Consider the following 20,339-nt stretch of genomic DNA (forward strand, 5'->3'; position numbering starts at 1 on the left):
CTGTGCCCGGCTGCTGCCGCGCCCGGAGAGCGCCCCCAGCAGAAGGGCGCGGGTGGCGGAGGACTGCTCGACGGCGCGGCCGAGCGAGGGCAGCGCTTCGGCGGGGCCGCCGGAGGCGCGCGGGGGCACCCTGCGGGCGAGGTCGGCGGAGACGGCGTGCAGGGCCTGTACGGCCTCGGTGTAGGCGTCGAACGTCTCGGCCGCCGAGCCCCGGCCGGACAGTGCCTCCTGGCGCATCTTCGGGAGGGTGTCGAGCGTCTTCCGCAGGTCGGCCGGCGCCTCGGGCCGGATCTCCGCCAGCTGCCGGTCGACGCGGGCGCGACGGCTCTCGGAGACCCCCGCGGCACCGGAGGCGGTGGTGCGGCCGGCGGCGACGAACTCCGTCATCGTGTCGCGCTCGTCGGCGATGGAGTGGGCGAGGGCGACGGCCTGCCCGTTCAGCTCGGAGAGCGTGACGAGTCGTTGGGACTCCGTGAGGTCCTGGGAGGGCCCGGCGATCCCGGGCGCGGCCGCCGCCAGGACGGCGATGCCCACCACGGCCACTGACGCGACCAGGCGGTTGCGGACCCGCACCGTGCGCTCCGGCGCGGGATCCGTCACACCTCTCGCAGCGCTCTTCGGTCCACGTTCGTTGCCCCGAGGCCACATTTTCTGCACCGGTGCTCGCAATCTGTACTCGTCTGCCCATGGCCGAGGTGACGACAGTTCACTGGTGGGCCTGTTGCGCGCGGAGCGCGACAGAGCGTCCACCCCCCACCCCTTGGTACGAAATCGACCATTCCAGTACCGGTGGGGACGAGGCATCCATCGCCCGGCTGGCCACCCGAACGAGTGAACATCACTCCCGAGTTGAGGAACAACTCCTTCGACGCGCTGTCCAACGCGATCTGCGTACGCCGGGTTGGAAAACGTCACAGGGGTTTGGCAGGATGCCCGCCCGCAGCTTTCGGAGGAGGCAATTCCGGTGGAATTCCGGCGGCATGCACAGGGGGCTCACCTATTACCCCGCAGGTCAGAGGCGTTCGACCAGCACTGTCCCGCTGTCCGGGCAGACTGATCCCATGCGCATCGACCTCACCACCGACCCCGGGGACCCCCAACGCCCCAACGAGGACTACGTATCGGTGGGCCTACCAGCGTCGGGACAGGGAGGGGTGCTCGTCCTGCTGGACGGGGTGACCCCGCCGGCGGGAGATGCCGGATGCGTCCACGGAGTGCCCTGGTTCACCACCCGGCTCGGTGGAGCAATGCTCGAACTGTCCGCTTCGCGGCGGGATATGCCCCTGCCGGACTGCCTCGCGGAAGCAATTGGGCGCACCGCGGAGGCCCATGCGACCACGTGTGACCTTTCTCACGTACGGACTCCCCAGGCGACCGTGGTGGCGGCGCGCTGGGACGGCCGGTCGGTGGAGCATCTGGTGCTTTCCGACTCCGTACTGCTGGTCGAGAAGATGGACGGCACGGTCGAAGCCGTCCTCGACGACCGGCTCGCCCGACTGCCCGAGGCCGTACGGGCGATGCGTGACGCCGTACGGGCACTGCCCCGCGGCTCGGCCGAAAGGACGGCGGCGGGCGAGGAGTACGGCCGGGCGGTCGAGGCGCTGCGCAACGCCCGGGACGCGGAAGGGGCATTCGCGGCGGACGGGGCCTTCTTCACGGCGGCGGCCGATCCGGACGTGGCCCGTCTTGCCGTATCGGGCACCTCGGACCGATCGGACGTACGGGCCCTGGCAGCGCTGACGGACGGTGCCGCGCGCTGGGTCGAGGTCTTCCACGAGGGCGACTGGAAGGCCTGCTTCGAGCTGCTCCGCAGCGAGGGGGCGCGATCTCTGATCGCCCGGGTCCGGGCGGCGGAGGCGGCCGATCCGCAGGGGACGGCCTTCCCGCGCGGCAAGCCGCGGGACGACGCGTCGGCGGTGCTCGCCGAGTTCTGACCGGGGTGGGGCGACGGGCTCTCGTACGGCCCGCGCTGTACGGCGCGGCTGTGGGCGAACTGCCGAGCGGCGCCCATGGATGATCACCCCGGACGGTCACGCTCGCGGCGGGTCCGCTCACCGGTGGGCGTCGGTGCGAACGACACCCCGCATCGGCGGGCGGCGGTCGCCCGGTCGGTGACCATCACCTCGCCGGGGTGAACAGGCCCCCCTGGCATCCCGTGATGCGGCTCTTGCGACAATTCCTCCGGGGATGACGCGCGTTGGCGAAGCTCAGCCCTCCCCTTCGGTCAGCAGGGAAGAAGAAGAGGAGTGGGCGGCATGGGCAGCAAGCTGGGGGCTTTCACAGGTGACGAGGCGCGGTCCCGCTTTCTGGACACCTACGACCGGGCGATGCGGCTGTGGCCACAGCCGTATGACGAGCAGGACGTGGAGACGAGCTTCGGCTCCACCCGCGTCTACGGATACGGCACGGGCGACGGCATACCGGTGGTGCTGTTGCCCGGCACCGGAGCCACCCCCGCCATGTGGGCTCCCCATGTCACGGCGTTGAGTGCGCACCGGCGCGTGCTCTCCATGGACGTCCTCGGAGAGCCCGGGCGCAGCGTCCAGACCACCCCCTTCCGGCGTACGGAGGACGTGGTCAGCTGGCTCGACGCAGTCCTCGCGGGCATCGGCCCGGACGAGGTCCACCTCGTCGGCGCGTCCTACGGCGGCTGGATGGCGCTGAACATGGCCGTGCACACACCCGGCCGTATCGCCTCGGTCAGTCTTCTCGACCCGGCCCGTGCACTCGCACCGTTCAAGCCGGGTTTCGTGCCCGGCGCGATTCTGGCGATGGTGAGCGGCTCCGACAGCTTCCGGCGGCGGCACTTCGACTTTCTGATAGGTGACGTGGGCGAGCCTCACGAGATCGGCGAACGGAAGATGGACGTCCTGCTGTCGGGCATGAGGCACTACCGGAACCGACCGCTGCCACCGCAGAGCGTCGGCGACGACGAGCTGCGCTCGGTCACGGCCCCCGCTCTGGTCCTCCTGGGCGAGCGCAGCCCCGTCCATGACTCACGGCGCGCCCTGGCCCGCGTACGGGAGTTCATGCCCGCGGCCCAGGCGGAGATCGTTCCGGGTGCACGGCACGGGGTGCCCATGGACGTGATCAACACGCGCGTGCCCGAGTTCATCGCCACGGTGGAGGCCGCGACCACGCAGTGACCCGGCCGACCCGGCACGTCCGCCCGCCTCGGCCGGCTCGGTTCAGGCTGCCGGACAACCGCAACGACTCTGCACCGCCTCCTCGGAGTCCGGATCGAGGGTTCAGATCGTGACCGGCAGCGCCGCGAGCGCCCGGGAGCGGAACGCCCGTATCCCGCGCCCCGTTTCTCGCCACGGACCGCCGAACGGCGTCACTCCTCCGCCTCGCCCGTGTGGTTCAAGCGGTTGAGCAGCCGGGCCAGTTCGGCGATCTCTCCACGGTCCCAGGTGGCGAGCTTACGGACGTACCGCTCGCGGCGCGCGGTGCGGACGGCCGAGAAGCGGGTGCGGCCCTCCTCGGTGAGGTCGACCAGGGACGCCCGGCCGTCGGCGGGGTCCGGTTCACGGGTGACCAGGCCCAGATCCTCCAGCGCCCGCAGCTGTCGGCTCATCGTCGCCTTGCCGACACCGAAATAGCCCGCGAGGTCGGTGGCCCGCTGCTGCCCGGCCTCCTCCAGCCGCACCAGCAGCCCGTACGCCGCCGGCTCCAGGTCCGGGTGGACCTCACGGGCCATCTCTCCGGAGGACGCGCGGGCGCGGCGCAGGAAGACGGCCAATTCCCGTTCGAGCGCCAGAAAGGGCTGGTCCGCTCCGCTCTCGGCTCCGGCGCTGTCCTCGGCTCCGCCGGGCCCGGTGTTGTGCACGTCAGCGCCCTCTCCGGCCTTCTTCGGGTGAATTTTTTCTTTCAGCGGCGGTGCTGTCACCGCGGCTCCACCAGTATTTCGCAGGAGTGGACCAACGGCAGCACCCCGCCCCCTTACGCCTCGGTTCCGGCCCTCTTGGGTTCCGCCGACCCGCTGCGGACCGCCCGCTGCACCACCACGCCGCCGCCTGCAGGCTGGGGGGAGCACCTTCTGGGCCGTACCCCTCCACCGGTCCGATCACCGGCGAGCACAACCGGTGCAACGGGACGTACGACCGGTTCAAGGGGCGCACGACCGCCTCCAGGCTCTTGCCGACAGCCCACGGCCAACGGCCGACGCCGCCCCGGCCTTCGGATCGCCCCGGAGGTCCTCGGCTTCCGGACGGTCCCTCCGGCGAGCGGCAGTTCGGCTCTCCCGGAGGGACCGTTCCCTCCTCGCCCCTGCCCCTGCCCCTGCCCCGGACCCGGACTCCTCGTCCTCGTGTGGCGCAAAATCACCTCTTGCCCATATTCCGGTTCAGACAAGATTGCCTGGTCACTAGCTCTTTTACTGATTCCGAAGGCTCGCACCCAGAACGATGTTTCAGCCAACTCTCCCCGGCAAGGAAGGGGTCATGACTCATGCCAACGACCCGGCGGCCACGCCGCACCACGAGGGAGCGCCCGGCGCGCACCACGGTGCGGAGCGGGCAGCGCTGACCATCCACACCATCGCGGACATCGCCGCGGGCATCCTGGGACTGTGGATCCTGATGTACCTGCTCGGTGCGAACCAGGCCAACGGTCTGGTGAGCTTTGTGCACGGTTCGGCGAGCTGGCTGGCGGGCTGGTCCCAGGACCTGTTCACCATGGACTCGGAGACGCTGCGGGTCCTCCTCAACTTCGGGACGCCCGCCGTGCTGTACCTGCTGATCGGCCACGGTCTGGCGGCCAGGATCCGTACCTTCTGACGGCGCCCGCCCGGGGCCCCGGCAGGAACTCCCCCGGCGCTCCGGCGCCTTCGCAGCCGCGCCGCACACGGCGTGAGCCACGAACAGCCCCCGGCCGTCCGGCCGGGGGCTGCGTTCGCGTCCGACCCGCGCCCTGATGCCCCGCGACCGCGACGCCGAGGGGCGCCCGCCCGGGTACGCCCGCCCGGGGCCGCTCAGGCGGCCGCGGGCAACGAGGACGTCGTGGGCTCCAGCGCCAGGTCCAAAACCTGGCGGACGTCGGAGACCACGTGGACGGTCAGCTCCTGCAGTACGGCGGCCGGCACCTCGTCCAGATCCGGTTCGTTCCGCTTGGGAATCACCACCGTCGTGATCCCGGCGCGCTGCGCCGCGAGCAGCTTCTGCTTGACGCCGCCGATGGGCAGGACCCGCCCGGTCAGTGACACCTCACCGGTCATCGCCACGTCGTCGCGGACCTGTCGTCCCGAGAGCAGCGAGGCCAGAGCGGTGGTCATGGTGATACCCGCGCTCGGCCCGTCCTTGGGGACCGCACCGGCCGGCACGTGCAGATGCACGCCCCGCTCCTTCAGGTCGCCGACGGGGAGTTCGAGCTCCGCGCCATGGGAGCGCAGGAAGGAGAGCGCGATCTGCGCCGACTCCTTCATCACGTCACCGAGCTGGCCGGTGAGCTGAAGCCCGCTCCCGCCGGTCTCCGGGTCGGCGAGCGACGCCTCGATGTAGAGGACGTCGCCACCCGCTCCGGTGACCGCGAGTCCCGTCGCCACGCCCGGTACGGCGGTGCGCCGCTCGTCCGGGTCCTGGGCCGACTCGGGGACGTGGTGCGGCCGTCCGATGAGCGGGCGCAGCCCGTCCGGGCCGATGGTCACCGGCAGCTCCTGCTCGCCGAGTTCGTGCCTGGCCGCGATCTTGCGGAGCAGCCGGGCGACGGCCCGCTCCAGATTCCGTACGCCCGCCTCCCGGGTGTACTCGCCGGCGAGCCTGCGCAGTGCGCCGTCCTCCAGGACGACCTCGCCGGTCTCCAGGCCCGCCCGCTCCAACTGGCGCGGGAGCAGGTGGTCGCGGGCGATGGTGACCTTCTCGTCCTCGGTGTAGCCGTCGAGCCGGACCAGTTCCATCCGGTCGAGCAGGGCCTCCGGGATCGCCTCCATGACGTTGGCCGTGGCCAGGAAGACGACATCGGACAGATCGAGTTCGACCTCCAGGTAGTGGTCCCGGAAGGTGTGGTTCTGCGCCGGGTCGAGGACTTCGAGCAGCGCCGCGGCGGGGTCGCCGCGGAAGTCGGAGCCCACCTTGTCGATCTCGTCGAGCAGGACGACCGGGTTCATGGACCCGGCCTCCTTGACGGCCCGGACGATCCGGCCCGGCAGCGCGCCGACGTACGTACGCCGGTGGCCGCGGATCTCGGCCCCGTCCCGGACGCCGCCGAGCGCGACCCGGACGAACTTCCGGCCCATGGCGCGGGCGACGGACTCGCCGAGCGAGGTCTTCCCGACGCCCGGCGGGCCGACAAGGGCGAGTACGGCTCCGCCGCGGCGGCCGCCGACGACGCCCAGGCCGCGGTCCGCGCGCCGCTTGCGGACCGCCAGATACTCGGTGATCCGCTCCTTGACGTCGTCGAGCCCGGCGTGGTCGGCGTCGAGGACGTCCTTCGCGCCGGGGATGTCGTACGCGTCCTCGGTGCGCTCGTTCCACGGCAGCTCCAGGACGGTGTCGAGCCAGGTGCGGATCCAGCTGCCCTCGGGGCTCTGGTCGGAGGACCGCTCCAGCTTGTCGACCTCCTTGAGGGCGGCTTCGCGCACCTTCTCGGGGAGCTCGGCGGCCTCCACCCGGGCACGGTAGTCGCCGGACTCGTCCTCGGGGTCGCCGTTGAGCTCCGCGAGCTCCTTGCGCACGGCCTCCAGCTGGCGCCGCAGCAGGAACTCGCGCTGCTGCTTGTCGACCCCCTCCTGGACGTCCTTGGCGATGGACTCGGCGACGTCCTGCTCGGCGAGGTGCTCGCCGAGCCAGCCGACGGCCAGCTTGAGGCGGGCCACCGGGTCGAGTGTCTCCAGCAGCCGGACCCGCTGCCGGACGGTGAGGAACGGCGAGTAGCCGGAGTTGTCGGCGAGCTGCGAGACGTCGTCGATCTGCTGGACCCGGTCCACGACCTGCCAGGCGCCGCGCTTGCGCAGCCAGCTGGTGGCGAGGGCCTTGTACTCCTTCATCAGCTCGGTGACCGAGCCCGGCAGGCTCTTCCCGTCGGGTCCGGTCGGGACGACCTCCTCGATCCGGGTGCCCTCGATCCAGAGCGCGGCCCCGGGCCCGGTGGTCCCTGCCCCTATCCGCACCCGGCTGACTCCGCGGATGAGCGCGCCGGGGTCGCCGTCGGAGAGCCTGCCCACCTGTTCGACGGTGCCGAGGGTGCCCACGGCGGCGTAGGTGCCGTCGACACGCGGCACCAGCAGCACATGGGGCTTGCCCCCTCCCCCGCGGCCTTCGGCGCGGGCGGCGGCCTGGGCGGCGTCCACCGCCGCGCGTACATCGGTATCGGACAGGTCGAGCGGAACCACCATTCCGGGCAGCACGACCTCGTCGTCGAGCGGCAGCACGGGCAGGGTGAGCGGTGTGGACGTCGAAGCCATGATCTCCCCTTCGGCAGTCAAGTTGAGCGTTGATGACTCAATGCCCAGAGGAGCTTCGATGTTCCCTGCACGGCGTTCGCTGTGAGCGATCACTCACAGGGAGGTGCGACTCGGCGCGAGCGGCGGCCGAAGGCGGTGGCCACGCGGCGGCACTCGTGCGGCGACCGGTTCGCCTGAGGCCGACGCGCCCGAACCGGGGCAGGCCGCCGGTCCCGGCCCGCCCTCCCGCGCCGGCCCCGGCCGTCATTTCTATGACATCCGTCACACCAGGCAACCCACTCATCGGCGAACCCGTCGCCCCCGAAGGGTCCCTCGATCCTCGCTACGCTGGGCGGCGTCCATGGATCACGCCGGCTCCCGCGCCGGACCGCCACCGGAGCCGCGCCGGGAACCATCGGAGACCACGCTCGTGGGCGTCATCCACGCCGAGAGGAGCCTGTCCGCCATGCCCCTGCCGATGCCGGCCGAGGACACCGCACCGGTGGTCGTCGACCGCCGGGACGGGCCGTACGGCGAAGTGGTGCTGCGGCAGCGCGGCGAGCACTTCGAGATCATCGCCAACGGCTGCTTTCTGATGGACACCTCCGACGGCCGCTCCGAGCGTCTGCTGATCGACGCCGCGCTCGCGGCCCTGCCCGACGGGCGCCCCTCGCCGTCGGTGCTGATCGGAGGCCTCGGCGTGGGCTTTTCCCTGGCCCGCGCGGCCGCTGACCCCCGCTGGGGCCGGATCGTCGTCGTGGAGCGCGAGCAGGCGGTCATCGACTGGCACCGCAACGGGCCGCTTTCGCGGATCTCCGCGGACGCGCTGGCCGACCCGCGGACCGACGTCCTCCACACCGACCTGGTCACCTACGTCCGCGCCGCGCAGGAGGGGGCTGCCTCCGGCCCCGTACAGGCATCGGGGAACCACGACGCGCTGTGCCTGGACATCGACAACGGCCCGGACTGGACCGTCACCGAGGACAACGAGAGCCTCTACGGGCCGGCGGGTCTGGCGGCCTGCCGCGCCCGTCTCACTCCGGGCGGAGTGCTCGCCGTGTGGTCCGCCCAGCCGTCCGCGGTTTTTGAGGAAGCATTGCGGAATGCCGGGTTCATAGAGGTAAGGACCCAGGAGATCGCAGTTGCCCGAGGCGTCCCCGACGTCGTCCACCTTGCGGTTCGGCCTGCGTAGCCGAGGTACGTACGGTGCCCGTACGCTGCTGCAAGCAGCGACAGAAGGCTTGGCAGCAGGGCACGGGGAACAGCAGGGGCGGACGATGGAGCAGATGCAGAACGGCGCACACGGCGGCGCGGCGGCCACGCCCGGCGCCCAGCGCCGCGTCCTCGTGGTCGAGGACGACTCGACCATCGTCGACGCCATCGCGGTGCGGCTGCGCGCCGAGGGATTCCAGGTGCAGACCGCGATGGACGGCCCCGCCGCCGTCGACACCGCCGAGGCCTGGCAGCCGGACCTGCTGGTCCTCGATGTGATGCTGCCCGGCTTCGACGGGCTCGAGGTGTGCCGCCGCGTCCAGGCGTCCCGGCCCGTGCCGGTGCTGATGCTGACCGCCCGCGACGACGAGACCGACATGCTGGTCGGGCTGGGCGTCGGCGCCGACGACTACATGACCAAGCCGTTCTCGATGCGGGAGCTGGCGGCCCGGGTGCATGTGCTGCTGCGGCGGGTGGAGCGGGCCGCTCAGGCCGCGACCACGCCGCGCACCGGGATCCTGCGGTTCGGCGAGCTGGAGATCGACCACGCGCAGCGGCGGGTACGGGTGCGGGGCGAGGACGTGCACCTCACCCCCACCGAGTTCGACCTGCTGGTGTGCCTCGCGAACACGCCGCGGGCGGTGCTCTCGCGGGAGCAGCTGCTCGCCGAGGTGTGGGACTGGGCGGACGCCTCCGGTACCCGTACGGTCGACAGCCACATCAAGGCGCTGCGGCGCAAGATCGGCGCCGAGCGGATCCGTACGGTCCACGGCGTGGGCTACGCACTCGAGACCCCGGCCGCCCCGGCGCCGTGAAGACCCTGCCGCCGGACCCCCCGAAGCGCGGCATGGGGTTCCGGCTCTGGGAGGCGCTGCGGCCGCTGGATCCGTACCGGTCGGTGAAGGCCGCGCTGGGCGCGCTGGTCATCGTCTCGGTGACCATCACCACTCTGCTGGTGTTCGTGGCGATCCACACGGCGACGGAGCTCCGGATCGTCACCATCTTCTCGATCATCGCCACCATGCTGATCACCCAGTTCGTGGCACACGGGCTGACATCGCCGCTCGACGAGATGAAGACGGTCGCGCGGGCGATGGCGAACGGCGACTACACCCGCCGGGTGCGGGAGGGGCGACGGGACGAGCTGGGCGACCTGGCCGAGACGTTCAACCAGATGGCGTCCGATCTGGAGGCCGTGGACCGCCACCGCAAGGAGCTGGTGGCAAATGTCTCACATGAGCTGCGCACCCCGATAGCGGGGCTGCGGGCGGTGCTGGAGAACGTCGTCGACGGCGTGTCGAAGGCCGATCCCGAGACGATGCGGACCGCGCTGCGGCAGACCGAGCGGCTGGGGCGGCTGGTGGAGACCCTGCTCGACCTGTCCCGGCTGGACAACGGCGTCGTACCGCTGCGGTCCCGGCGTTTCGAGGTGTGGCCGTACCTCTCGGGCGTGCTGAAGGAGGCGAACATGGCCGCGGCGGCCCGCGGGCAGGCGCAGGCCCGGGCGGATGTCCATCTGCATCTGGATGTGACGCCGCCCGAGCTGACCGCTCACGCCGATGCCGAGCGGCTGCACCAGGTCGTCGCCAATCTCGTCGACAACGCGGTCAAGCACAGCCCGCCGCACGGCCGGGTCACGCTCCGGGCCCGCCGCGGGACGGGAGGGCCCGGAAGCCTGGACCTGGAGGTTCTGGACGAGGGTCCCGGCATTCCCGTCTCGGAGCGGCAGCGCATCTTCGAACGCTTCAACCGCGGGAGCGTCTCGACCCCGCACGGCCCCGGGAGCGACGGCGGCACGGGGCTGGGGCTGGCGATTGCCCGTTGGGCGGTGGATCTGCACGGGGGGAGCATCGGGGTGGCCGAATCCCCTCGCGGCTGCCGGATCCGGGTCACTCTGCCGGGCGTCCCCACATCGCAGGGTTGACCCGGGGCCGAACGGGAAGTGGAGGTACGGGGACGCACGGGCCAACGCCTCTGCGGAGGAGGCCGGCGGTCCGGTCCACGGAGGAGACCCGGGGTCCGGCCGGGAACGGCTCCCGGCGGTCGTCGGCGGAGGCCCGCAGACGCTGCCGCTGCCGGAGTTTTCCGTTCCGGGCGGAACCAGTGGTGTTTCCCGCCAAATCCTGCCTCGAAACCCGTCGATCAATGTGACTTGCACGACGACTGACCCGTCCGGCCTGCAATCACCCGACGAGGAGGCGTAGCCTTTATTTCCGCTGTCCACCACCTTAGGAAGCGGAAGAGGGCGGTTGCCGCCGTGTCGCCACAGTCCCCCAATACCTCGAGCATCTCGACAGACGAAGACGGGCAGGGGAAGAGCCCCGCGGCCGCCTTCGGTCCCAACGAGTGGCTCGTCGACGAGATCTACCAGCAGTACCTCCAGGACCCGAACTCGGTCGACCGAGCCTGGTGGGACTTCTTCGCCGACTACAAGCCGGGTCAGGACACCGGATCTGCGGTGGCATCGCCCCCGCAGGCGAAGACCGGGGCAGCAGCCCCGGCCCAGCAGACGGGGGCAGCCTCCACGGCCCCCGCACCCCGGAGCGCGACCGCCGGCAGCCAGGCGGCCCCCGCCCCGGCGAAGCCCGCCGCCGCCCAGCCGGCCCCGGCCGCGCCGAGCGCCGGTGCCGCGGGCACCCAGGCCGCTCCGCCGGCTGCCGAGCCCGCCGCCGCGGCGCCCGCCGCCCCGGCCAAGCCGGAGCCCGCCGCCAAGCCGGCCGCGAAGCCCGCGGCCGCCGCCAAGCCCGCCGCCAAGGCAGCTCCGGCCGCCCCGGCCGGAGCGGAGTTCGTCCCGCTCCGCGGGCCCTCCGCCGCCGTCGCGAAGAACATGAACGCCTCCCTGGAGCTGCCGACGGCCACATCCGTCCGCGCGGTCCCGGTGAAGCTGCTGTTCGACAACCGCATCGTCATCAACAACCACCTCAAGCGCGCCCGCGGCGGCAAGGTGTCCTTCACGCACCTCATCGGCTACGCCATGGTGCAGGCGCTGAAGGCGATGCCGTCGATGAACTACTCCTTCGCGGAGAAGGACGGCAAGCCCACCCTCGTCAAGCCCGAGCACATCAACCTCGGCCTCGCCATCGACCTGGTCAAGCCGAACGGCGACCGCCAGCTCGTGGTCGCGGCGATCAAGAAGGCCGAGACGCTCAACTTCTTCGAGTTCTGGCAGGCCTACGAGGACATCGTCCGCCGAGCCCGGAACAACAAGCTGACGATGGAGGACTTCACCGGCGTCACCGCGTCGCTGACGAACCCCGGCGGCATCGGCACCGTCCACTCCGTGCCGCGTCTGATGCCCGGCCAGGGCCTCATTCTCGGCGTCGGCTCCATGGACTATCCCGCCGAGTTCCAGGGGACCTCCCAGGACACCCTGAACCGGCTGGGCATCTCCAAGGTCATGACGCTGACCAGCACCTACGACCACCGGGTGATCCAAGGCGCCGCCTCCGGCGAGTTCCTGAGGATCATGAACCAGCTGCTGCTCGGCGAGAACGAGTTCTTCGACGAGATCTTCAAGTCGCTGCGCATCCCCTACGAGCCGGTCCGCTGGCTCCGCGACATCGACGTCACCCACGACGACGACGTCACCAAGGCCGCGCGCGTCTTCGACCTGATCCACTCCTACCGGGTCCGCGGCCACGTCATGGCCGACACCGACCCGCTGGAGTACAAGCAGCGCAAGCACCCCGACCTCGACATCATCGAGCACGGCCTCACCCTGTGGGACCTGGAGCGCGAGTTCGCAGTCGGCGGCTTCGCCGGCAAGTCCATGCTCAAGCTGCGGGACATCCTCGGCGTGCTGCGCGACTCGTACTGCCGCACCACCGGCATCGAGTTCATGCACATCCAGGACCCCAAGCAGCGCAAGTGGATCCAGGACCGGGTCGAGCGCCCGCACAGCAAGCCGGAGCGCGAGGAACAGCTGCGGATCCTGCGCAGGCTGAACGCCGCCGAGGCCTTCGAGACCTTCCTGCAGACGAAGTACGTCGGCCAGAAGCGCTTCTCGCTGGAGGGCGGCGAGTCCGTCATCCCGCTGCTCGACGCGGTGATCGACTCCGCCGCCGAGTCGCGGCTGGACGAGGCCGTCATCGGTATGGCCCACCGCGGCCGGCTGAACGTCCTCGCCAACATCGTGGGCAAGTCGTACGCGCAGATCTTCCGCGAGTTCGAGGGCAACCTCGACCCGAAGTCGATGCACGGCTCGGGCGACGTGAAGTACCACCTGGGCGCCGAGGGCACCTTCACCGGCCTGGACGGCGAGCAGATCAAGGTCTCGCTCACCGCCAACCCCTCGCACCTGGAGGCCGTGGACCCGGTCGTCGAGGGTGTCGCGCGCGCCAAGCAGGACATCATCGGCAAGGCCGGTACGGACTTCACGGTGCTGCCGATCCAGCTGCACGGTGACGCGGCCTTCGCGGGCCAGGGCGTGGTGGCGGAGACGCTCAACATGTCGCAGCTGCGCGGCTACCGCACCGGCGGCACCGTGCACATCGTGATCAACAACCAGGTCGGCTTCACCGCCGCCCCGACCGCGTCCCGCTCGTCGATGTACTGCACGGACGTGGCGCGCATGATCGAGGCGCCGATCTTCCATGTGAACGGCGACGACCCGGAGGCCGTGGTCCGCGTCGCGCGGCTCGCCTTCGAGTTCCGCCAGGCGTTCAACAAGGACGTCGTGATCGACCTCGTCTGCTACCGCCGCCGCGGTCACAACGAGGCCGACAACCCGTCGTTCACCCAGCCCCTGATGTACGACCTGATCGACAAGAAGCGCTCGGTGCGCAAGCTCTACACCGAGTCCCTGATCGGCCGGGGCGACATCACCCTCGAAGAGGCCGAGCAGGCGCTCCAGGACTACCAGGGCCAGCTGGAGAAGGTCTTCACCGAGGTCCGGGAGGCCACCGCCGCCCCGGCCCCCGCGCAGGTGCCCGAGGCACAGCCGGAGTTCCCGGTCTCCGTGAACACCGGGATCTCCCAGGAGGTCGTCAAGCGGATCGCCGAGTCGCAGGTCAACATCCCCGAGCGGATCACCGTCCACCCGCGTCTGCTGCCGCAGCTGCAGCGCCGCGCGGCGATGGTCGAGGACGGCACGATCGACTGGGCGATGGGCGAGACCCTCGCCATCGGCTCGCTGCTGATGGAGGGCACCCCGGTCCGGCTGTCCGGCCAGGACTCCCGCCGTGGCACCTTCGGCCAGCGGCACGCGGTGCTGGTCGACCGGGAGACCGGCAACGACTACACCCCGCTGCTGTACCTGTCCGAGGACCAGGCCCGCTACAACATCTACGACTCGCTGCTCAGCGAGTACGCGGCGATGGGCTTCGAGTACGGCTACTCGCTGGCCCGTCCCGAGGCGCTGGTGCTGTGGGAGGCCCAGTTCGGTGACTTCGTCAACGGCGCCCAGACCGTCGTGGACGAGTTCATCTCCTCGGCCGAGCAGAAGTGGGGCCAGACCTCCGGGGTCACCCTGCTGCTGCCGCATGGCTACGAGGGCCAGGGCCCGGACCACTCCTCCGCCCGTATCGAGCGCTTCCTCCAGGTGTGCGCCCAGAACAACATGACGGTCGCCATGCCGACGCTGCCGTCGAACTACTTCCATCTGTTGCGCTGGCAGGTCCACAACCCGCACCACAAGCCGCTGGTCGTCTTCACCCCGAAGTCGATGCTCCGGCTCAAGGCTGCGGCCTCGAGGACCGAGGAGTTCACCGACGGCGGCTTCCGCCCGGTGATCGGCGACACCGCGGTCGACCCGGCCGCGGTCCGCAAGGTCGTCTTCACCTCCGGCAAGGTGTACTACGACCTCGCGGCGGAGCGGGAGAAGCGCGGCGCGAAGGATACCGCCATCGTCCGGCTCGAGCGGCTCTACCCGCTGCCGGGCAAGGAGCTCCAGGAGGAGCTGGCGAAGTTCCCAGGTGCGGAGAAGTTCGTGTGGGCCCAGGAGGAGCCGGCGAACCAGGGTGCGTGGCCCTTCGTCGCCCTCAACCTGATCGACCACCTGGACCTGGCGGTCGGCGCCGACGTTCCGCACAAGGAGCGCCTGGTCCGGGTCTCCCGGCCGCACTCCTCCTCCCCGGCGGTGGGCTCGGCCAAGCGCCACCAGGTGGAGCAGCAGGCCCTGGTCGACGAGGTCTTCGACATCTGACCGGGCCGTACGGCCACCACCGTACGAACAAGGCTGTACGAACGGGCCGGGCCCTCACCCTCGTGGGTGGGGGCCCGGCCCGTTCTCGCGTCTCGCGTCTCGCGTCGAAGCGTCCGGCCTGCGACGTCCCGCGGCGTCTCCCCGCGTGGCCTCCGGGGAGGCGGCTCACCCGAGGTAGGGCTCGAAGTCCCAGTAGGGCCGGACCCGCTGGCGGGCGGAGAGCGTGTGCGGGTGCTGGGCGCCGAGCGTCAGGGTCAGATGCTGCAGCGCGTCCTCCTCCATCTTCCCCGCTTCCTTGTGCTCGCTCAGCGCCCGGAGGTCGGCGGCGAGGGCGACCTCGCAGGAGAGGGTCAGCGGATGCTCCGGCCCCAGCGCCCGCCGGGCCCGGCGGAGGGTGTCCCGGCTCAGTTCCGCCGCGCTGTCCAGCCGGCCGTTGAAGTTCCGTCCGCCCGTCGCGTTGAGCGCGCAGCCCAGCACCCACGGGTGGTCCTCGCCCAACGCGGCGGTCAGACCGGCCAGCGCCGCTTCGAACATCGACAGCGCATGGGCCCTCTCCCCCGCGACATGGAGCACCAGCCCGATGTTGGACAGCATGCCGGTCGTCACGGGGTGGGCCGGTCCCAGGAGGGTACGGAATCCGGTCTGCGCCCGGTCCGTCAGCTCCCGGGCCAGTCCCAGGTCCCCGTGCGAGCGCTGATAGCTGCCGTAGTCGGCGATCAGCGACAGATAGGCGTAGTGCGAGCGCCCATGGACCTGCTCCATCTGTTCCAGCAGGCTGGCGAGCAGGCCTCCGGCCTCCCGGGTGTTCCCCGCTCTGCGCTGGCACAGCGCCAGGTTGTGCCGGGCCCGCAGGGTCTGCGGATGCGACGCGCCCATCACCTGGACATGCATCCGCATGCCGAGCTCCTGCCGGGCCAGTGCCTCGCGGAAACGGCCCATGAGTCTGAGGTCCCGGGCGCAGGCGTTGCCCGAGTTGAGCGTCGCCCAGTGGCGGGCGCGCAGCACGGTCTCCCGCCGGCGCAGGGTTTCCAGGTCCAGCTCGTGCGCCTCGTCGTAGCGGCCCAGCTGGCGCAGCCCCACGGCAAGGTTGTGCTGGGCGTTGAGGGTGAAGTAGTCCTCCGGACCGAGCAGCCGGTTGGAGGTCTCCAGCACCTCCCGCTGCAGTTGCAGGGCTTCGGTGTACTGGCCCAGGAACCGCTGGTCCGCGGCGAGACTGCTCGCGGCGTACATCACGGCGAGCTCGTCGACCCGCGCGACCGAGCGCAACCGCTCGATGACGGCGCGGTCCAGTTCGTACGCCTCCTGGAAGCGGCCGGCGGATCGCAGGATGTTGCACTGGTCGAGGGTCAGGTCCAGCATCGGCGGATCGTCCGGGGCGAACATCTCCGACCAGTGGGAACGGATCTTGTCGGCCAGCTCCATACCGGTGCGGTACTCACCGCTGCGGAAGCAGTAGCGCAGACAGTTGAAGAGCAGGTCCTGAACCCGCCGGTTGGTGCTGCCGAAGGCCCCGGACGGCTCCAGGTGGGGCAGCAGCTCGGCATAGCGCGGCCACTGGCGGCTGTCGCCGGGGTCGCCCGGGTCCGCCGCGGCGAGCACCCGGCGCACGACCTGACGGTGGGCTGGCCTGTCCTGCCGGGAGGTCAGCTCGCGGACGATGCCGTGGACCAGCCGGTGCATATGCACCGAGTCGGGGCGGTCCTCGGAGGTGGGCTCGCGGAACTCCTTGGTGAGGACGGAGTAGTTCACCAGGGTGTCCAATGCCCTGGTCCAGCCGGGCAGATCGGTGGCGAGCCAGGTGAGGTTCGTGGGCAGCTCCGACTCGGGAAGCTGCCGGACGAGCCCGAGGGGGATACGGCCGGGCGCGAAGGACGTGCAGAGGGTGAGCAGTTCCGCGGCGTGCGGCTGGGACTCACGCAGCCTGTTGATCAGTATCGCCCAGGAGGTGCGGGAGGAGATCGGGTACCCGTCCAGCCCCGGCTGGTCGTCCAGGCCCATGAGCTGCCCCTCGCGCACCATGCGCAGATACTCGGGGACGGCCATGTCCGATTCCCCGAGCCAGGCCGCCGCCTGGGCCAGCTGCAGGGGGATGTCCTCGAATTCGACGGCCACCTGGTCGGCTTCGGCCGGGGTGAGCCGGGGGGCGCGCCGCATGAGATAGCCGGTGCTCTCCGCGCGGTCGAAGCCCCGGACCTGCACCACGGAGGTGCTGCTGGTGGCCCAGGTGCGGTTGCGGGAGGTGACGAGTACATGCCCCTTCCCGGAGGGCAGCAGTTCGGAGGCGTCCTCGGGGTCGTCCCAGCCGTCGAAAACGATCAGCCACCGCCCGTACGGTTCACCGCGCCGCAGTGCCTCACGGACGGCGCGGATCCGCTCGCCCGGTTCGGAGCCGGTCCGCAGCCCCAGCTCGGGGGCGAGTTCGGCGAACCGTTCGCGCTGGGTGCCGCGCAGATCGGAGTTGACCCACCACACCACGTCGTAATCGGAGCTGAACCGGTAGGCGTACTCGACGGCGAGCTGCGTCTTGCCGATGCCGGACATGCCCAGCAGGACGGAGACGGAGGTGCCGTGCTGGGCGTCCATCAGCTGCTGCTGAACGTCGTTGAGCAGCTCGTCACGGCCGGTGAACCGGGCGTTCCGCCGGGGTACACCGCCCCAGACGGCCGGCGGATCGTTGGGGTAGCGGATGCCGGGCGCGTCGATGCTCCACTGCTGGGTGCCGGACGGCAGGTCGAGCCGGGTGAGGAGACGGCGGGCGGCCTCCTCGGCGCCGACGCCCCAGAGGTCCACGGGTTCCAGCACGGCGGTGGCGGGGAGGAGGGTCCGGTTGGTGAGGTTGACGGCGGCGAAGCGGGGGGCGTTGTCGGCGATGACACCGCGCAGGGCCCGGTTCCACTCGCCGTCGGGGCGCGGTCCCAGCTGGAAGAACCAGTCGCTGAGCACCAGCAGGACGCGGCCGCGGGCCAGCAGCAGATCCCGGAGCGCGGTCTCCAGGGGGACCTCACGCGGCGGGTCCCAGCGCTGGAGGGTGACGCGGTGGCCGTGGCCCTCCAACTGGTGGGCGATCCAGGTGGCCCACGGCCGGTGGTATCCGGCGAAGACGACGAGGAAGTGCTCGGATTCCTGTTCCGGTGCCCCGGTGACGACCGGTTGCCGCTGCCCGACCATGCGCCCGTCTCCCTCGCTGCGTCCGACCGCGCCGCACGACTGTGCGCCACGGCGTCAGATTACCGCACGTCATGGACGAATGACGCTGTGTTGATCTTCTCGGCAGGCCGTCGCGCCGCACGGCCCAGCTCCTCGAGGTGCACCTGCATCCCCAGGGTGAACTCCCGCCCCTCACAGGTGAGTTCCCGGGACGCGAGAAGAATGGGCAGCGCCTGTCCGACCTGGTCCCGCAGAACCTCGTGCCGGGCGAGCGCGGCCTCCCGCAGACTCGCGGAAGCCTCCGGTCGGCGCGCCGCCCGCCACCAGAAGTCGGCGAGGGCCAGATGGGCGTAGATGCCCTGGAGCACGCCGTCGAAGGGCCGGGGGTCGGGGCGCCAGGCCACGCGGTGGACGGCCTCGGGCCCCGCGTGGTGCAACGGGGCGATGTCGGCCAGGACCGCCAGCTTGCTGTGCTGGATCTCGTGCACCAGGACCTCGGCCAGCTCCTCGGCGGTGGCCGGCAGGGTGGAGAGCACGCTGCCCGGGGCGGCCCGCAGCGTGGCACCGACGTTCCGTACGTCCGGGGACAGCACCGCGCCGCGGGCCAGCGGCACCAGGGAGCGCAGCAGCGACCCGAGTTCGGCGGCCCGCGGCGGGTCGGCGCAGGCCACCAGCTCCATCGCCGTACGCCATCGGCTCCGCCACGGATCCCGTGCGACCACGGCCCGTTCGGCGGCCCGGAGCGCGGCGCTGCCCACCCCGTCGCGCGGGCCCCGGTGCGGATCGACGTCGTCCAGCAGGGCGGTGCTGCCCGGGAGGGGACGCAGAGTCTGCCAGCGCGGGTCGTGACTGTGCAGCCGACCGCCGGAGCGCAGCAGCACCGGCTCCGGTCGGCCGCCCGGCAGAGTGATCCGTACGGTGCGCGGTCCGGCGTCGAGGCGGACCCATGGCTCATCGGCACGGAACACACCGAGCCCGGGGAGCGCCAGCGTCCCGCCGTACGTGGACAGGGTGGCCTGGAAGGAGATCCCGGCGCCGAGGGCGGCACGGGCGGCGACGGCTCCGAAGTGACCGATCTCCCGCTCGGACCGTGCCCCGTGGCCGGCGCTCAGCGCCTGGGCCAGCCACCCACCGACCGTCGGATAGCCCAGAGCCTCCCGGACGGCGGCCGGGCGGTGCCGCTCGGCCGCCTCGAGCAGCCGCCAGTGCCGGTCGAAGTGTTCGACCACGGAGGGCGGAAGGGTGGCGGCGCGCCGCTCCACCGTGGTCAGCAGGGACTTCAGCAGCACCAGCCGCCGGCTGTGCTGCGCGCCGAGCAGCAGGGACAGGTCCTCGGGCGCCGACCGGGTGCGGGCGAGCCGGGCCAGGACGGCGGGGCGTATACGGCCTGTGGTGGTCATGACGGCTCCCCCCGGACCACGTTCCGGCCCTCGCCACGCCCCTTCCTGCCGAGGCGTCACGGGAAACGCTCGCTGAACGTTTCTGACCGATTCCCTGTCGGTACCGGTCCTATTCCATCGCTGCCGACTGTCGGCGCCGGTGCCGGTCAGCGGCCCTTGGAGTCCTCGCCCTCGTACCAGAGGTCCGTCAGCCGGGAGGGGTGCCGCATCACGTCCTCGACCGCCGCGGCCAGGCCGGTGTTCTCCGTCTCCCGCAAGGTGCGCAGGTCGACGCCGGTGAGGTCGGGCAGCGGCGGTGCCCCGCTCACCGACTCGTCCGGGCCGGTCGCCATGGCATTCCTGGGCTTCGGCACCTCTCCTCCTCCTTGCCGGTTGCCGCCGGGTACGGCGGTCACGGCTGCACGGTTCTTCCCAACGACCTTGAAGCAGAAACATGTTCGGTCGAGGACCGGTCAGCCCCTGAGGAACGGCCGGTCCCCGCGGTTCGGCCGGTCCCCGCGGTTCGGTCAGTCACTGCGGAACGGCCAGTCCCCGCGGCCCGGTCAGTCCGCCTCGAGTTCCGCGATCCGCACACGGGTGGCCTCCATTTCGTCCCACGGCACGTCGGCCAGCCCGTCGGCCAGCCGGAGCCACTCCCGCGACGCCGCCCGGTAGTCGTCCAGGGCGTCGCCGGGTCTGTCCATCAACTCCAGGACCGTCCCCCGCCCGTGCAGGGCGCGCGCGACCGGCACGGAGGCCGTCCCCTCCCCGGCGGTCCGCCGGGCCTCGTCGGCGGCGGCGCGGTACGCAGCGGCCGCGTCCGAGAGCCGCGCCGCCCTGGACGCCCGGTGCAACGCCACCCGTACGGCGCCGAGTTCGAGCCATGCCTCGGCGCGGACCTGCCCCTCGCGCGCCCGGCGGGCCGCCTGCTCCAGCACATGGCCGCCCTCGTACAGATCCGGCAGATGGCCCAGCCGGCGGAAACGGAGGGCCAGCGCCCGGCCGAGCAGCAGATTCAAGCGGTCGGCCAGGGGCTCCCCGGCCGGGGTCTCGGCCACGGCCTCACGCAGGATCTCCTCGG

13 protein-coding genes and 1 pseudogene are annotated in these 20,339 nt (G+C 71.4%); 7 read left to right on the forward strand and 7 right to left on the reverse strand.

The annotated features are described in order from the left end of the window. The coding region (locus ACTWQE_RS28690; RefSeq protein ID WP_443331979.1) for a nitrate- and nitrite sensing domain-containing protein at positions 1-600 on the reverse strand (600 nt) is incomplete at its 3' end. Between the two features lie 461 nt (positions 601-1,061). On the opposite strand from ACTWQE_RS28690, the gene ACTWQE_RS28695 reads away from it, so the two are divergent. Together ACTWQE_RS28695 and ACTWQE_RS28700 are read left to right on the forward strand one after the other, a co-directional pair. Next, positions 1,062-1,934, forward strand: coding sequence for a hypothetical protein (locus tag ACTWQE_RS28695; protein ID WP_443331980.1), 873 nt, complete (start codon positions 1,062-1,064; stop codon positions 1,932-1,934). A gap of 321 nt (positions 1,935-2,255) precedes the next feature. Then, entirely contained in the window at positions 2,256-3,146 is an 891-nt protein-coding gene (locus ACTWQE_RS28700; RefSeq protein ID WP_443331981.1) for an alpha/beta fold hydrolase, read from the forward strand. Between the two features lie 191 nt (positions 3,147-3,337). On the opposite strand, the gene ACTWQE_RS28705 is transcribed toward ACTWQE_RS28700, so the two are convergent. Continuing rightward, a complete protein-coding gene (locus tag ACTWQE_RS28705; RefSeq protein WP_443331982.1) occupies positions 3,338-3,889 on the reverse strand; it encodes a MarR family winged helix-turn-helix transcriptional regulator in 552 nt (183 codons plus the stop codon). A 553-nt stretch (positions 3,890-4,442) separates the two neighbouring features. On the opposite strand from ACTWQE_RS28705, the gene ACTWQE_RS28710 reads away from it, so the two are divergent. Beyond that, a complete protein-coding gene (locus ACTWQE_RS28710) occupies positions 4,443-4,778 on the forward strand; it encodes a hypothetical protein (protein WP_443331983.1) in 336 nt (111 codons plus the stop codon). A 194-nt stretch (positions 4,779-4,972) separates the two neighbouring features. Here ACTWQE_RS28710 and lon read toward each other — a convergent pair whose 3' ends face one another. Beyond that, a complete protein-coding gene (lon, locus tag ACTWQE_RS28715; protein WP_443331984.1) occupies positions 4,973-7,399 on the reverse strand; it encodes an endopeptidase La in 2,427 nt (808 codons plus the stop codon). 445 nt (positions 7,400-7,844) lie between these two features. Between lon and ACTWQE_RS28720 the strand changes: the two genes are divergently transcribed. The 4 genes from ACTWQE_RS28720 (at position 7,845) to ACTWQE_RS28735 (ending at position 14,732) form a co-directional block, all read left to right on the forward strand. Continuing rightward, complete coding sequence (locus ACTWQE_RS28720) at positions 7,845-8,570, forward strand: spermidine synthase (RefSeq protein WP_443331985.1); 726 nt, start codon at positions 7,845-7,847, stop codon at positions 8,568-8,570. Positions 8,571-8,655: 85 nt separating this feature from the next. Next, entirely contained in the window at positions 8,656-9,405 is a 750-nt protein-coding gene (locus tag ACTWQE_RS28725; protein ID WP_443331986.1) for a response regulator transcription factor, read from the forward strand. A 32-nt stretch (positions 9,406-9,437) separates the two neighbouring features. Next, positions 9,438-10,514 carry a HAMP domain-containing sensor histidine kinase gene (locus tag ACTWQE_RS28730; protein ID WP_443331991.1) on the forward strand — a complete coding sequence of 359 codons (1,077 nt, stop codon included), beginning with the start codon at positions 9,438-9,440 and terminating at the stop codon, positions 10,512-10,514. A 333-nt stretch (positions 10,515-10,847) separates the two neighbouring features. Continuing rightward, positions 10,848-14,732 carry a multifunctional oxoglutarate decarboxylase/oxoglutarate dehydrogenase thiamine pyrophosphate-binding subunit/dihydrolipoyllysine-residue succinyltransferase subunit gene (locus ACTWQE_RS28735; protein WP_443331987.1) on the forward strand — a complete coding sequence of 1,295 codons (3,885 nt, stop codon included), beginning with the start codon at positions 10,848-10,850 and terminating at the stop codon, positions 14,730-14,732. Between the two features lie 165 nt (positions 14,733-14,897). Here ACTWQE_RS28735 and fxsT read toward each other — a convergent pair whose 3' ends face one another. The 4 genes and pseudogenes from fxsT to ACTWQE_RS28755 form a co-directional block, all read right to left on the reverse strand. Further along, entirely contained in the window at positions 14,898-17,900 is a 3,003-nt protein-coding gene (fxsT, locus tag ACTWQE_RS28740) for an FxSxx-COOH system tetratricopeptide repeat protein (RefSeq protein WP_443331988.1), read from the reverse strand. A 59-nt stretch (positions 17,901-17,959) separates the two neighbouring features. Further along, entirely contained in the window at positions 17,960-19,279 is a 1,320-nt protein-coding gene (locus tag ACTWQE_RS28745; protein ID WP_443331989.1) for an aKG-HExxH-type peptide beta-hydroxylase, read from the reverse strand. Positions 19,280-19,425: 146 nt separating this feature from the next. Further along, complete coding sequence (locus ACTWQE_RS28750) at positions 19,426-19,632, reverse strand: hypothetical protein (RefSeq protein WP_443331990.1); 207 nt, start codon at positions 19,630-19,632, stop codon at positions 19,426-19,428. A gap of 189 nt (positions 19,633-19,821) precedes the next feature. Next, positions 19,822-20,339 (reverse strand): annotated as a pseudogene (locus ACTWQE_RS28755) (tetratricopeptide repeat protein); the annotation flags it as partial.

Source organism: Streptomyces sp. 8N706, assembly GCF_052245415.1.
Classification (GTDB): Bacteria; Actinomycetota; Actinomycetes; order Streptomycetales; family Streptomycetaceae; genus Streptomyces.

Excerpts from the sequence above, each read along its gene's own strand:
- ACTWQE_RS28710 (WP_443331983.1), top strand. The coding sequence starts at position 4,443 with ATGACTCATGCCAACGACCCGGCGGCCACGCCGCACCACGAGGGAGCG.
- ACTWQE_RS28745 (WP_443331989.1), bottom strand. The coding sequence starts at position 19,279 with ATGACCACCACAGGCCGTATACGCCCCGCCGTCCTGGCCCGGCTCGCC.
- ACTWQE_RS28725 (WP_443331986.1), top strand. The coding sequence starts at position 8,656 with ATGGAGCAGATGCAGAACGGCGCACACGGCGGCGCGGCGGCCACGCCC.
- ACTWQE_RS28695 (WP_443331980.1), top strand. The coding sequence starts at position 1,062 with ATGCGCATCGACCTCACCACCGACCCCGGGGACCCCCAACGCCCCAAC.
- ACTWQE_RS28720 (WP_443331985.1), top strand. The coding sequence starts at position 7,845 with ATGCCCCTGCCGATGCCGGCCGAGGACACCGCACCGGTGGTCGTCGAC.
- lon (WP_443331984.1), bottom strand. The coding sequence starts at position 7,399 with ATGGCTTCGACGTCCACACCGCTCACCCTGCCCGTGCTGCCGCTCGAC.
- ACTWQE_RS28700 (WP_443331981.1), top strand. The coding sequence starts at position 2,256 with ATGGGCAGCAAGCTGGGGGCTTTCACAGGTGACGAGGCGCGGTCCCGC.
- ACTWQE_RS28730 (WP_443331991.1), top strand. The coding sequence starts at position 9,438 with ATGGGGTTCCGGCTCTGGGAGGCGCTGCGGCCGCTGGATCCGTACCGG.
- fxsT (WP_443331988.1), bottom strand. The coding sequence starts at position 17,900 with ATGGTCGGGCAGCGGCAACCGGTCGTCACCGGGGCACCGGAACAGGAA.